The organism is Ideonella sp. A 288, from assembly GCF_002198735.1.
In the GTDB taxonomy this organism is placed as follows: domain Bacteria; phylum Pseudomonadota; class Gammaproteobacteria; order Burkholderiales; family Burkholderiaceae_C; genus Pseudaquabacterium.
The window spans coordinates 1-13,136 of record NZ_MWLO01000071.1 but is presented as its reverse complement, the minus strand read 5'-3'; the positions used below and the strand labels follow the sequence as shown (position 1 = coordinate 13,136).

The window sequence follows — 13,136 nt, the reverse complement described above, 5'->3', positions numbered from 1 at the left end:
GCCCACCCCCGATCGACCTGCAGGCCATGGCATCCGCCCGCACACGCCCGCGTCGCCGCGTCTTCGTCCGCGCGCAGGCCATCGCGCAGGTGCAGCGGCGGCTGCAGGCCCATTCGTGGCCGCGTCTGCAGATGTCGCTGATCGTGGCGCTGACCGGCGGCTTCGGCCTGCTGTCGTCCTTCGTGCTGCTGCAACTGGGCCTGGACCGCATGGCGCTGCGCTACCCGCTGGCGCTGGCCCTGGCCTACGGCGTCTTCCTGCTGCTGGTGTGGGTGTGGCTGCGCTGGCGCTCGTCCGACGGTGCGGACCTGCCCGATCCGACGGGCCTGGTCGACTTCGACCTGCAGGGCCTGGGCAGCGGAACGCCGGGGCGCCTGCCGTCAGTGGACCTGCCCGCGATGAAGAGCGGTGGCGGCGGCGATTTCGGTGGCGGCGGCGCCAGCGCATCGTTCGACGGCGGCGCCGGCCTCGACCTGCCGGTGCCTGTGAAGGACGTCGGCGAGGCGGTGGGCTCGGTGGCCGAGGCCGACGAGGCCGCCATCCCGCTGCTTGTGATCGCGCTGGTCATCGGCCTGGCCGTCGCGTCGCTGTACGTGGTCTACATCGCGCCGGTGTTCTTTGCCGAGGTGATGGTCGACGGGGCGCTGTCGTATGCCTTCTACCGACACCTGCGCGGCGACGACCCGCAGCACTGGCTGGCCACGGCGGTGAAGCGCAGCGCGCTGCCCTTCCTCATCACCGCGCTGTTCCTGGCTGCGGTGGGCTGGGCGATGTCGTCTTATGCGCCGGGCGCGCGGTCGATCGGCGAGGTGGTGCGGCGCGCTGCGGCCAATGCCCCATGAATTCGCCTTCCTTTCAGTGTCATGAGGGCACTCGATCCGTGCAGGCAGTTCGAACCGCACGGTTGGCCGCTCACTTGCGGGGTCATTTTCGGAATCCGGAGCCGACTTTCGGGGAGGTTGACGACCGCTCAAACGTGGCTTTCAGGGCGCGTCATGCTGCGGACTTCGGCACACCCCACGGAACGCCCGACCCAGCCGTTGCCGCGCGCCAGTTCGTGCCCATCGGCCAGCGGCGTGGCCTGCAGGCACCAGGATCAACTGCGCTCAATTCCTGATCTGATCTGGTGGCGCGTGTCGCGCTGAGCACGGTCGCCGGAGCGCCCTACCTCGCCGATGTGCCCCCCCAATTGAAGGGGGCCTCAGTACTTCGCGCCCCCCCGATGCAGGTGGTTCGGCATCAGATCTGCGCATTCCTGCATGCCTGCAACCAGTGGCTGTCCACAGAATGATGCTGCGGATCTCCCGGTCCGTGGAGGAACCAAACATCATGAACAGACTGACCCAAAGCGGCAGTGCACTGGTAGCCGCCCTCGTTGTCGCCAGCGTGCCAGCCGCCGCGCAAGCCACGCAATCTGCCGTTGTGACCTGGAGCGAGGCCGCCTTGCGAGAAGTCCGGGCGGCCAAGTACGGCCCGCCCGTCGTGGCGCGAGCCCTGGCCATCGCCCACACGTGCATGTACGACGCCTGGGCAGCGTACGACACGCTGGCTGTGCCTGTCGCGTCCACCGTGCCGCGCCGACCGCTGGTGGAGGTGACCACGCACAACAAGACCAAGGCCATCAGCCACGCGGCCTACCAGTGCCTGAGCAACCTGTTCCCTGCCGGGCAAACCCGGCTGGCCGACACGCTGCGCGGCCTGGGCTTCGACCCCAACGACACGCAGACCACCAACCTCACCTATGGTGCAGGCGTGGGCAACGCGGCAGCCGCAGCCGTGCTCGCCAGCCGCCGCAACGACGGCTCCAACCAGTACGGTGACCTGGCCCTTGGCGCCTATGCCGACTACACGGGCTACGCGCCACGCAATGCGCCGATGCCTTTCTGCCTGGCGAGCGACGTCAATCCGTGCCCGCTGAGCATCGCCGACCCTTGGCACTGGCAGCCGCTGGTGGGACCGACCGGCGCGGTGCAGAAGTTCATCGCCCCGCACTGGGAGCGCGTGAGGCCCTTCGCCCTCAGCTCGGCCAGCCAGTTCGACACCCTGCCCGAAGTGGCTGCCGGGCCGCGCTACCTGCAGAGCGCGCAGTTGTACCAGGCCGATGTCGACCAGGTCGTGCAGGTCAGCGGCGCACTCACGCCTTGGCAGAAATTGCTTGTCGAGTACTGGGCCGACGGCCCTGAGTCGGAACTGCCGCCGGGCCACTGGGGTCTGTACGCGCAGCACGTGGCGCGCCGCGACTTCAACAGTGTCACCTCGCTCGAGCGCGACGTGAAGATGTTCTTCGCCATGCACAACGCCTCGTTCGACGCTGGCATCGTGGCCTGGCATCTCAAACGCAAATCCGACGGTGTACGGCCGATCACCGCGGTGCGCGCCAACAAGAACGGACGGAGCATCTACGCCTGGGGAGGCCCGGGCCAGCCCAGCCGCTGGATCGATGGAAGCCGGTGGACGCCCTACAACCCAGGCAGCAACCTGACACCGGCCTTCCCAGGCTGGGTGTCGGGGCATGCCACCTTCTCGGCCGCGAGCGCCGCGGTGCTTCGCAACTTCACCGGCAACGACGCCTTCAACTACTCGACGGTGATCCCGGCCAACTTCGGCCGCGTCGAGCCCGGCGTGCCCGCCGTGCCCACGCAAATCACCTACGCCACCTTCACGCAGGCGGCCAACGATGCGGCCGCCTCGCGACTGCTTGGCGGCATTCACTTCAACGACGACAACACCATCGGCCTGCTGGTGGGCGACCGGGCAGGCCAGCAGGCCTGGCAGATGTCACAGTTCCTCTTCGAAGGTGGACTGTCGGCAGGCACCGGCTCCACGGCGACGTCGCCCTTCACGCAATCGATCGACTGGCAGCACACGGTGCCGGCCAGCAACAACCGGCTGCTGCTCGTGGGTGTCGCGTCCGACGACGGCAACGGCGCAAGGTCGGTCAGTTATGGCGGCCTGGCCTTGACGAGGCTGGGTTGGCAGACCGACAGCTCCGGCGACAACCGCATCGAGATCTGGTACATGGTGGCGCCGCGTGTGGGCACCACCAACGTCAACGTGCAGATGAACTGGGCCAACGACCTTGTGGCCGGTGCGGCCAACTATCGCGGCGTCGACCAGAGCCGTCCCTTCGGCACGCTTCGCGGTGCCGGCGCGAGCAGCGGCACATCCGCCTGCGTGACCCTGGCCAACGAACCCGCGCAGCTGGTCGCCAGCTTCGTGGCCGCCAACGGCGACGCCGGCGCGCTCTACCCGGCCAGTGGCTTCGCCTCCCAGTTCAGCGGCCACAGCGACTGGATGAAGCGTCAAGCCACCGACATCTTCGCCTCGGGTGCGTCCGGCCCGTCGACGCCCGTGGGTACCGTCTGCCAGTACCTGCAGATCAGTCGGCAGTGGGCGGCCTTGGCCGTGCCGCTGAGGCCTGCGTTCAGCCGCTGATTCGTTTCGGTACAGGCATCGCCCCCCGCACGACCGGCAGCGAGGCACTGCCGGATTGACGGGCGGCCGGGTGGACGGTGCCTGCAACGGCAACCTGTCTTTGCCACGCGTGGCCGGTGCGCCGGGGCGCCACCGGCGGGCACGGCGCCGGCAGCGCGTGGACCCACCCCGGCCGGTGGGGTCGGCGAGGCCGGTGCATACTGCCGCGCGTTCGCGCAGCTTTGCTGCGCCTCGCTGACCCCACCACCGCCCATGCCCGCCGCACCCGCCGACACCTGGAGCCGCCGCAGCACCGAGCTGGCCGGCCTGCTGTCGCGCGTGGCGCTCGGCGACCGGCAGGCCTTCGCGGCGCTGTACCGCGAGACTGGGGCTCATCTCTTTGGGGTCGTGCTGCGTATCAACCCCGATCGGGCCCAGGCAGAGGATGTCTTGCAGGATGTGTTCATCAACGTGTGGAAGGCAGCCTCGGGCTTCGACGCCGCGCTCAGCCAACCCATGACCTGGCTGACCAGCGTGGCGCGCAACCGCGCCATCGACAGCCTGCGCCGCCGCAAGTCCGAGGTGGCCACGGTGAGCACGCACCGGCCCGGCCAGGACGGCGAGCCCGACGAGGACCTGCTGGCCGCCCTGCCCAGCGATGAGGCCGGCCCGCTGCAGCAGCTGGAAGCCGCGGCGCAGGCGCGCGACATCGCGCATTGCCTGCAGCAGCTCAGCGCCGAGCAGCAGCAGTGCATGGCGCTGGCCTTCTACCAGGGCTTGTCGCACGCCGAGGTGGCCGACCACCTGGCGCAGCCGCTGGGCACGGTGAAGAGCTGGGTGCGGCGCGCGTTGATGGCGCTGAAGGATTGTCTCGGACGCCCACTGGCGAAACACTGACATGGACTACAGCCGCCGCGAACTCGCCGACCGCCTCGCTGCCGAGCATGTGCTGGGCACGCTGCGCGGGCCGGCGCGCCGCCGCTTCGAGGCGCTGCTGCCGGCGCACCCGGCGCTGCGCGAGGCCGTGGCGAAGTGGCAGGAGCGGCTGGCGCCGCTGTCGCAGAGCGTGGCGCCGGTGCCGCCGCCCGACACGCTGTGGCCGCGCGTCGAGGCACGGCTGTTCGGTGCGCCGCCGGCGCCGGTGGCACCGCTGCGCTGGTGGCAGAAGATGGAACTGTGGCGCGGCCTCACCGCGATGACCGGGGCCGCCGCGCTGGCGCTGATGGTGGTGGTGGCCACGCCGCCGCCGGCACAGGCGCCCATCGTCGTGGTGCTGGCGGCCAACCCCGAGGCCGCGCAGGCGCTGAACGCCAGCTTCGTGGCCAGCGTCAGTGCCGACGGCCGCGCGCTGGTGCTGCGGCCGCTGAACGCGCTCACCGTGTCGCCCGACCGGGCGCTCGAGCTGTGGGCCGTGCCGGGGCAGGGCGCCCCGCGCTCGCTGGGGCTGGTGAAGGCCGACGGCGCCACGTCGCTGTTGCGCGCGCAGTTGCTGCAGGGCACGGCGGCCTTCGCCGTCAGCCTGGAGCCGGCCGGCGGATCGCCCACCGGCGCGCCCACCGGGCCCATCGTCTCGGTGGGCAAGCTGCAGTCCTGACACGTCGCACGTCGATCGGCGCATCCGGTTTCCACCGGCCTGCGTAAGTGGCCCATGACGCCGACACCTCGGCGCCATCCACTGCCGAAGGAGACTGCCCGTGATCCCCCATTTCCGCCGACGCGGCCTTGCCGCCGCCCTGCCCACCGCCTTGTCTTGTGCCCTGGCCGTGCTGGCCGGCGCCGCCGGTGCCTCCAGCCACCGCGAGGCGCCGTTCATCACCACCGCGCCCAAGGTGGACGGCACCGATTTCTACATGTTCCGCAGCTACGAGCCCGGCCGCTCGGAGTTCGTCACACTGATCGCCAACTACCTGCCGCTGCAGGATGCCTATGGCGGCCCCAACTACTTCGCGCTCGACCCCAACGCGCTGTACGAGATCCACCTCGACCACAACGGCGACGCGAAGGAAGACCTGAGCTTCCAGTTCCGCTTCAGGAACACGCTGTCCGGCAATGGCGCCGGCATCAGCCTCAACATCGGTGGCAAGCAGGTCGGCATCCCGCTGATCCAGTCCGGCGGCGTGGCCAACGTGAAGGACGCCAACCTGCAGGTGGCCGAGACCTACACCGTCAGCCTGGTGCGTGGTGACCGCCGCAAGGGCCAGGCCCTGCCGATCACACATGCCAGCACCGGCAGCGCCACCTTCGACAAGCCGGTGGACAACATCGGCAAGAAGACGATCCCCGACTACGCCGCCTACGCGGCCAAGCACATCCACGCGGTCAACATCCCCGGCTGCGCCACGCCCGCGCGGCTGTTCGTCGGCCAGCGGCAGGACCCGTTCGCGGTCAACCTGGGCACCATCTTCGACCTCGTCAACGCCCCGGTCAGCGTGATCACCGACCCCACGCTCATCGGCGCGGCGCCCAACACCATCGGCGACAAGAACGTCACCACGCTGGCGCTGGAAGTGCACCGCAGCTGCCTGAAGAGCGGCGACCAGGGCGACGACGTGATCGGCGGCTGGACGACGGCCAGCCTGCGCCAGGCGCGGCTGCTCGACGGCAAGCCGGGCTCGGGCCATCAGGCCAGCGAGAAGGCCGGCGGTGCGTGGGTGCAGGTGTCGCGCCTGGGCATGCCGCTGGTCAACGAGGTGGTGATCGGCCTGAAGGACAAGGACAAGTTCAACGCCAGCAAGCCCGGCGGCGACGGCCAGTTCATCGACTACGTGACCAATCCGACGCTGCCCGCGCTGCTGGAGACCGTGCTCTCACTGCCCGGCAGCGCGCCCACCAACTTCCCGCGCACCGACCTCGTCACCACCTTCCTCACCGGCATCAAGGGCGTGAACCAGCCGAAGAACGTGGTCGCCTCCGAGATGCTGCGCCTGAACACCGCGATCGCGCCGGTGCCCTTCGCGCAGCAGAACCGGCTGGGCATCGTCGGCAACATCCTGGCCGGTGGCGCCGACAACGCGGGCTTCCCCAACGGCCGCCGGCCGAAGGACGACGTGGTGGACATCGCGCTCGTGGCGGTGATGGGCGGCCTGTGCATGGCCAATGGCAACGCCGACGCGCTGGCGCTGGGTGCGGCGTGCAAGCCCTCGGCCGTGCCGCTGGGCGCCACCGCCTTCAAGCTGCACGACGCGGTGGATCAGGCCGTGGTGCCGCTGCTGCCGGGCTTCCCGTACCTCAACACGCCGATCCCCGGCAGCCAGTGAGGACCGCGCCATGACGACCCATGCCCTGCTGTCCCTGCTGACGCTCGCCGTCGCCCTGACCGCCTGCGGGGGCGGTGACGACGCCTCGCCACCGCCCCCCACCGACCCCGTGCCACCGCCGGTGGCGAGCAACGAGGTGCCGGCCAGCGCCACCGCCTCGGTCGGCGCCTTTGGCCAGTACGTCGGCGGGCTGCCCGCCAGCGATGCTGCCGAGCCGCTGGACATCGACAAGGCGATGCCACCGACGTCCGACACGGACGAGCCGCTCGACCTGGGCTGACCGCCCGCCGGCCGATCGCCCACCGATGGAGACCTCTGCGATGAACTCCCTCCTCCCCCGCGCCCTCGCGATGGCGGCCGCTGCCGCGGCGATGGCCACCGCGGCGGTGGGCGCGCTGACCGACCTGGTCCGCACGCTGGCCGGTGCGCTGGCGGTGCTGCTGGTCCAGGCCCTGTGGGGCCTGGGCACGCCCGCGGCGCAGGCCGCGCCCTACACCCCCACCGACGATCTGGCGGTGGTGCAGCGCCTGCCGCAGCGGCTGGACGGCGCCGAACGGGCGCAGCGCGCCCGGCTCGCGCAACAGCCGAAGCAGCTGTCGCTGGCGCTGGAGGTGGCGCGCCACGCCATCGACCGCGCCCGCCAGACGGGCGACCCGCGCGAACTGGGGGCGGCCCAGGCCGCGCTGGCGCCGTGGTGGACCCTGGCCGAGCCGCCCCCCGCGGTGCGGCTGCTGCGCGCCACGGTGCGGCAAAGCCAGCACGCATTCGACGCGTCCATGACCGACCTCGATGCGCTGGTGCGCCCCGACGCCGCGGTGCCCTTGCCGGTGCAGGCCCAGGCCGCGCTGACCCGCGCCACGGTGCTGCAGGTGACCGGCCGCCTGGCCGAGGCGCAGCAGGCCTGTGCCGACCTGGCCGGCCCGCGCTTCGCCGCGCTGGGCACCACGCTGGCCACGGCGGCCCGCGCCTGCGCGGCCGAGCTGCGCAGCCTGCGGGGCCAGCCGCAGAAGGCCGAGGCCGACCTGGCCGCGCTGGCCCGTGCCGTGCCGGCCGACCCCTGGCTGGCGCTGCTGCGCGCCGAACTGGCCGAGCGCCGCGGCGACGACACGGCCGCTGCGCTGCGCTGGCGCGAGGCCTTGGCGGACACCCCCGGCATCTACGCCCGGGCGGCCCACGCCGACTGGCTGCTCGACCGCGGCCGCCACGCCGAGGTGCTGGCCTCGATCACCGAGGCCGACAGCGAGGCCGACGCGCTGCTGCTGCGCCGGGCCATCGCGCTGCACCGCCTGCACGACCCGCGGGCCGGCGCGGCGGCCGCCGCGCTGCAGTCCCGGCTGGATGCGGCACGACGGCGCGGCGAGGGCTTCCACGCCCGCGAGGCGGCGCGCCTGGCGCTGGACGTGCAGGGCGACGCCCGCGCCGCGCTGGCGCTGGCCCGCGAGAACTGGGCGCAGCAGCAGGAGCCTGCCGACGCGCTGCTGCTGGTGCGCGCCGCCGTGGCCGCGGGCGACCCCGCGGCGATCGAACCGGTGCGGCAGCGCGTGCGCGCCGGCTGGCACGACCGTCGTCTGGCCGCTCTCGACCGGAGCCTGCAGCCATGAGCCGCCACCCCATGAATGGACGCGCCCTTCGCAGGGCAGTCGTCACCGTCGCGATGTCGTGCTCCGGCCTGGCGGCGCAGGCCCACCAACCCAGCGATGCCTTCCTCAACCTGGCCGTCGAGGGCACGCGGGTCGAGCAGCGGCTCGACATCGCGCTGCGCGACCTGGACCGAGTGCTGACGCTCGACGCCGACGACGACGGCCAGCTCACCTGGGGCGAAGTGCGTGGCCGCTGGGCCGAGATCGAGCGCCTGGCCGACGATGGCGTGCAGGTGGTGGCCGACGGCCGGGCCTGCGAGACCGTCTCGCGCGGCGCGCCGCAGCTGGAATCGCACAGCGACGGCACGCACGCCGTGCTGCGGCGAAGCCTGCGCTGCGCGGCGCCGGTGGGCGCGCTGGCGGTGGACTATCGACTCTTTGCCGACAGCGACGCCACGCACCGCGGCATCGCGCGCATCGTCGGTGTCGGTGAGCACAGCGCGGTGCTGGTGCCAGGCGCGCCGGCGCAGCGTTTCGCCGGGCAGGGCGCCGCGCCGACCTCCGCTGCTGGAGGCCCAGCCGCGACCGAGTCGGCGGGGCCGACGGGCTTCCTCGGCTTCGTCGCCGAGGGCATGCACCACATCGCCATCGGGCTGGACCATGTGCTGTTCCTCGTCACGCTGCTGATGGTGGCGGTGTGGCGCCGCGACGGTGGCCAATGGGTGCCGCGGGGCGGCGCGGGGCCGGTGCTGGCCGAGGCGCTGCGCCTGGTCACCGCCTTCACCGTGGCGCACTCGCTGACGCTGGGGCTGGCGGCGGCCGGCGTGCTGTCGCCGCCGTCGCGCTGGGTGGAATCGCTGATCGCGGCCAGCGTGCTGCTGGCGGCGGTGGACAACCTGTGGCCGCTGTTCCGCGGGCCGCGCTGGGCGATGGCCGGCGTGTTCGGCCTGGTGCACGGCTTCGGCTTTGCCGGGCCGCTGCAGGACCTCGGCTTGCAGCGTGGTGCGCTGGCGCTGCCGCTGCTCGGCTTCAACCTCGGCGTCGAGCTGGGCCAGTTGGTGATCGTGGCGATCGGCCTGCCGCTGGCCTTCGCGCTGCGCGACGGGCGCTTCTACCGCCTGGCAGTGGTGCGAGGCGGCTCGGTGGCCATCGCTGGGCTGGCGGGCGTGTGGATGGTGGAGCGTGGGTTCGAGCTGAGCCTGCTGCCGTGAGGCGGCGCGTCCGGGCGGGCCGGGAGGTGCCGGTTCACTGACCGCAGTGCCGGACCAGCTCTCTCAGTGCGCACTGTGCCGCGCTGTGCCGCCGCAGAGACCGGGGCCACCGGGCCCCGTCGGGCCAGCACGCCGGCTCGCGCCGCGCCACAATCGCCCGGCGACGGTGGCTGGGGCCGCCGGCAGAGGAGCCCACCGATGAAAATCCTGCTCGGCCTGTTGGCGTGGTGCCTGCTGTTCGTGCTGTCGTGGCCGCTGGCGCTGGCCGCGCTGGTGCTGTGGCCGCTGGTGTGGCTGTTGTCGCTGCCCTTCCGGCTGCTGGGCGTGGCGCTGTCGGCGGTGTTTGCGCTGATCGAGGCGCTGCTGTTCCTGCCGGCGCGCCTGCTGGGCCACCGCCGATGAAGGTGCTGGTCACCGGCGCCACCGGCCGCATCGGCCGCGCCGTGTGGGTGAGGCTGGCGCTGGACCACGAGGTGAGCGGCCTCGACCGCGCGCCGTCATCCACCGCGGCCTTCGTCGGCGACCTGGCCGACGAGGCGCTGCTGGACCGCGCGCTCGAAGGCGTGGACGCGGTGGTGCACGTCGCCGCGCTGCACGCGCCGCAGGTGGGGCTGGTGCCCGACGCCGAGTTCGAGCGCATCAACGTGGACGGCACGCGCCGGCTGCTGCAGGTCGCGCAGCGGCACGGCGTGCGACGCCTGATCTACACCAGCACTACCGCGCTGTACGGCGACGCGGCCACACCGCCGGGCCGCGCCGGCTGGGTCACCGAGCAGACGGTGCCGCAGCCCCGCACCATCTACCACCACAGCAAGCTGGCTGCCGAGCGACTGCTGTCCGAGGCCGCCGAGCGCGGCGGCCCGGCGCTGACGGTGCTGCGCATGTCGCGCTGCTTTCCCGAGCCGGCGCCGCAGATGGCGGCCTACCGCCTGCACCGTGGCATCGACGCACGCGACGTGGCCGAGGCCCACGCGCTGGCGTTGCGGGCCGGGCCGGCGGCCTCGGGCGTGTTCATCGTGTCGGGGGCGACGCCCTTTGTGCCGGACGATGCCGAGGCGCTGTCGGCCGATGCGTCGTCGGTGCTGCGGCGGCGCGCGCCGGCACTGGCCGAGGCCTTCGATCGGCGCGGCTGGCCGCTGCCGACGTCGATCGACCGGGTCTACAGCCCCGCGCGGGCGGAAGCGGTGCTGGGCTGGCGCCCGCGCCACGGCTTCGACGAGGTGCTGCGGCAGTTGGATGAGGTGTCGGCGGAGGTGTTGCCGGTGACCAGGGGCTGATATGGGCGCCTGGGGCGCGGCGTTGGGGGGACCATCTACCGCGGTGCCGACGGCCGGCCCAAAAGCCTCAGCCCGGGTCGGTGGAGAGGTCGGTGTAGTCGCCCAGGTGCAGGATCTTCAGGTGCTTCAGGCTGCGTCTTGCGGGTAAGAGTCCGAGATTGACCACCCACGCGACGCCCTGCACGCCGTCGACGAAGAAGCTGGCCTGCTCGTCGTTGGATGCGCCTTCTTCGCCCCAGATCGCCCTTGTCTGATCTAGCACGTCGGGTGCAGAGGGCGACAGGTCGCCGGCAATTGGATGATCAGCCCGGCAATGGCTCACGACGCGCAGTCCTCGAACTGCGGACAGGCGGTCACCGAGTTTGGATACTGCAGGGCCGACTACTCAAGGGGCTCAAGCGGCAACTTCAGCGGAGACAAGGACGGATCTTGTGCACTCCAACGTCCCTGAGCAAAGGCGGAGATCGACCGCCCATCGGCATCGTGATGAAGAAAACCAGTCAACGATACACCCAAAGAGAGAAGTACCGTGACACCGACCGTCTGCAATGGAGATTTGTCTTGCCGACAGATCGTCGTGTAAGTGCGATCACGCGGCTCGGCGAACACATCAATGTCAAGCAGGCTGACATGGCCAATACCTGGATAAAGGCTGATTTCCAGCAGTTCACCAACAGGACTCGAGAACGTGAGTTGAAGATTGTTGGGCTGCCAGGAATCCGTTACTTCCAATGAGCACCGGCTCCGTCGCTCGCGGGTTGGCTTGCCGAGCATGACGCGCGCGCGGGTACGAGACATTCCAAAGAGCATGGAATTGACACCAACATAAGGTGAAATGACAAAGATGTTCATCGTTCAACCCGTTGGCAATAGTTCATTCTGTTCGCCCGACTTCGACAATGCACTGCTGCGGGTGTGCCGACTCTTTCAATCGACACAATCACTCAGCCATCAAGACGCAGCGATTTGTGTAGTGACTCGTTTGCCTGGGCGCGTACCGGCTTTTGGCAATAGGTTCAGGTCCGTACAGTAGTGGTGTGCATTTCAGGCTCACCCACTCCGGCTCATGAAGGTGCGTCCAACTCCCAGAGGCCTACCGTGTCGACACCGCGCGACCCAAGCAGCGCACGGTGGCCACCCTTGGACGCCTGGACCCACTGAACGCGGAGCTGTAGTCGGTAGCGTCGTGAGTGAGCGTGCAGGCCACGCGTGGTGCATTGCCGGGAGGTCCATGCATCACCTGCCTGACTGCTCCCCTTCGCCGTTTCCGTAGTTGCGTGCCATCAGCACCAGAAGGATGGATCTGCCGATCAGTGTCCTTCGTTCGGGTAAATCACAGCAAGCAGGCGGGCCGCATGCCTGCTCCCCGAGCGCTCAGCTTGCTTGAGCGCGGTCACGTATGACAACCGTACTTCTCGGGGCTGCGCATCCAGCGCATCCGACATTTGCGCTATAACTTCCGCAGGCAGGTCATCCTCAAAGACATCGACCAACTCGCTGGCCCAAGGCGTCGATTCGGCAATCGCCACGATGTGCTTGATCAAGGCGCTGTGAACGTCGAGCGCCGGTCTTGAACGAAGCAAACGCCAACATCCAGACTGTATTGAGCCGTCGGCGTGAAAACGGTACGTGCGCACCAGTTCATCCGCGATCCGCGGGTCGGCTTGGTCAATGGCCTCATCGAGGGTCGTCAAATAGGAAGCCACTCGGGCGCGATACTCACCGCCTGGACCGCGTTCGACATCATCGAAAGACCGCAAGCGGTCACGCCAGACCTCGAAGCTGAATTCTTCGGGCTGCACGACAGTGCTGCCGACCCTCTCAGCAACCGTTGGGCTCAACGTGCGTTGCCCGTCAGGACTTCGTGAGTACGCATCAAAGCGTGCATCGATCACGGCGCAGATCTTCTCGAGGTCATCTGCTGTCGGAGCGACATCCAGAAAGGAATCCACCTTGGTGCCTTCGACGTACAAGGCGTGGAAGTCATCCGCGAAGCTGGCTTCACCGGGGGTGAGGTAGGCGCGACAGAAAGCTTGCGCGCTGGGCGCGACGTCGGTTGTCTGCAGTACGTCTGCGAAGACGGCCTGCATCGCTGCCGTGGCACTCTCGAGTGACAGGTCAAATGGTGTCTGTTCAAGTCTTCGTGCCGCCGCCTCGGACAGGCGATCGCGGCTTGCCAGCCACATCAAGAACACGGCGACAAATCTGCGCGCCCCAAGAACTGCCTTGGCTTTCGGCTTCCCCTTCAGGGGCAAGTAGCCCGAAACCTCGATCAGCGGTGCGCTGTTGCGAGCTTCGTTCGCAGTTGCCTGAAAGGATGGGCGGCCTCAAATCTGAAGTGCAACACCCAGCAGCGTAAGGTGTGCACATGGCCAAGACAAAGCAGTACCAACAGCT

The 13,136-nt window shown here is 69.9% G+C and carries 13 protein-coding genes; 10 read left to right on the top strand and 3 right to left on the bottom strand.

Annotation, left to right across the window (positions count from 1 at the left end; all coding sequences use genetic code 11):
- Nucleotides 1-26: 26 nt before the first annotated feature.
- The 10 genes from EOINJALH_RS05515 (at nucleotide 27) to EOINJALH_RS05470 (ending at nucleotide 10,739) form a co-directional block, all read left to right on the top strand.
- On the top strand, nucleotides 27-842 hold the full coding sequence (locus EOINJALH_RS05515) for a hypothetical protein (RefSeq protein ID WP_234413672.1): 816 nt from the start codon (nucleotides 27-29) through the stop codon (nucleotides 840-842).
- Between the two features lie 487 nt (nucleotides 843-1,329).
- On the top strand, nucleotides 1,330-3,435 hold the full coding sequence (locus EOINJALH_RS05510) for a vanadium-dependent haloperoxidase (protein WP_158219663.1): 2,106 nt from the start codon (nucleotides 1,330-1,332) through the stop codon (nucleotides 3,433-3,435).
- A gap of 252 nt (nucleotides 3,436-3,687) precedes the next feature.
- Nucleotides 3,688-4,311, top strand: coding sequence for a sigma-70 family RNA polymerase sigma factor (locus tag EOINJALH_RS05505; RefSeq protein ID WP_088279315.1), 624 nt, complete (start codon nucleotides 3,688-3,690; stop codon nucleotides 4,309-4,311).
- Between the two features lies 1 nt (nucleotide 4,312).
- A complete protein-coding gene (locus EOINJALH_RS05500; RefSeq protein WP_088279314.1) occupies nucleotides 4,313-5,008 on the top strand; it encodes an anti-sigma factor domain-containing protein in 696 nt (231 codons plus the stop codon).
- A 100-nt stretch (nucleotides 5,009-5,108) separates the two neighbouring features.
- Nucleotides 5,109-6,671, top strand: coding sequence for a DUF4331 domain-containing protein (locus tag EOINJALH_RS05495; protein ID WP_404872735.1), 1,563 nt, complete (start codon nucleotides 5,109-5,111; stop codon nucleotides 6,669-6,671).
- 10 nt (nucleotides 6,672-6,681) lie between these two features.
- Complete coding sequence (locus EOINJALH_RS05490; protein WP_088279313.1) at nucleotides 6,682-6,951, top strand: hypothetical protein; 270 nt, start codon at nucleotides 6,682-6,684, stop codon at nucleotides 6,949-6,951.
- Nucleotides 6,952-6,991: 40 nt separating this feature from the next.
- Nucleotides 6,992-8,272 carry a hypothetical protein gene (locus EOINJALH_RS05485; RefSeq protein ID WP_144289874.1) on the top strand — a complete coding sequence of 427 codons (1,281 nt, stop codon included), beginning with the start codon at nucleotides 6,992-6,994 and terminating at the stop codon, nucleotides 8,270-8,272.
- On the top strand, nucleotides 8,269-9,462 hold the full coding sequence (locus tag EOINJALH_RS05480) for a HupE/UreJ family protein (RefSeq protein ID WP_234413671.1): 1,194 nt from the start codon (nucleotides 8,269-8,271) through the stop codon (nucleotides 9,460-9,462). The genes EOINJALH_RS05485 and EOINJALH_RS05480 overlap by 4 nt, the downstream gene beginning before the upstream one ends.
- Nucleotides 9,463-9,660: 198 nt before the next feature.
- Nucleotides 9,661-9,864, top strand: coding sequence for a hypothetical protein (locus EOINJALH_RS05475; protein ID WP_088279310.1), 204 nt, complete (start codon nucleotides 9,661-9,663; stop codon nucleotides 9,862-9,864).
- Nucleotides 9,861-10,739 carry an NAD(P)-dependent oxidoreductase gene (locus EOINJALH_RS05470; RefSeq protein WP_088279309.1) on the top strand — a complete coding sequence of 293 codons (879 nt, stop codon included), beginning with the start codon at nucleotides 9,861-9,863 and terminating at the stop codon, nucleotides 10,737-10,739. The genes EOINJALH_RS05475 and EOINJALH_RS05470 overlap by 4 nt, the downstream gene beginning before the upstream one ends.
- A gap of 67 nt (nucleotides 10,740-10,806) precedes the next feature.
- Here EOINJALH_RS05470 and EOINJALH_RS05465 read toward each other — a convergent pair whose 3' ends face one another.
- The 3 genes from EOINJALH_RS05465 to EOINJALH_RS05460 form a co-directional block, all read right to left on the bottom strand.
- On the bottom strand, nucleotides 10,807-11,001 hold the full coding sequence (locus EOINJALH_RS05465; RefSeq protein WP_088279308.1) for a hypothetical protein: 195 nt from the start codon (nucleotides 10,999-11,001) through the stop codon (nucleotides 10,807-10,809).
- 119 nt (nucleotides 11,002-11,120) lie between these two features.
- On the bottom strand, nucleotides 11,121-11,591 hold the full coding sequence (locus tag EOINJALH_RS31055) for a hypothetical protein (protein WP_144289872.1): 471 nt from the start codon (nucleotides 11,589-11,591) through the stop codon (nucleotides 11,121-11,123).
- Between the two features lie 458 nt (nucleotides 11,592-12,049).
- Nucleotides 12,050-12,994: a hypothetical protein gene (locus tag EOINJALH_RS05460; RefSeq protein ID WP_144289871.1), complete on the bottom strand. Its 945-nt coding sequence runs from the start codon at nucleotides 12,992-12,994 to the stop codon at nucleotides 12,050-12,052.
- Between the last annotated feature and the right edge of the window lie 142 nt (nucleotides 12,995-13,136).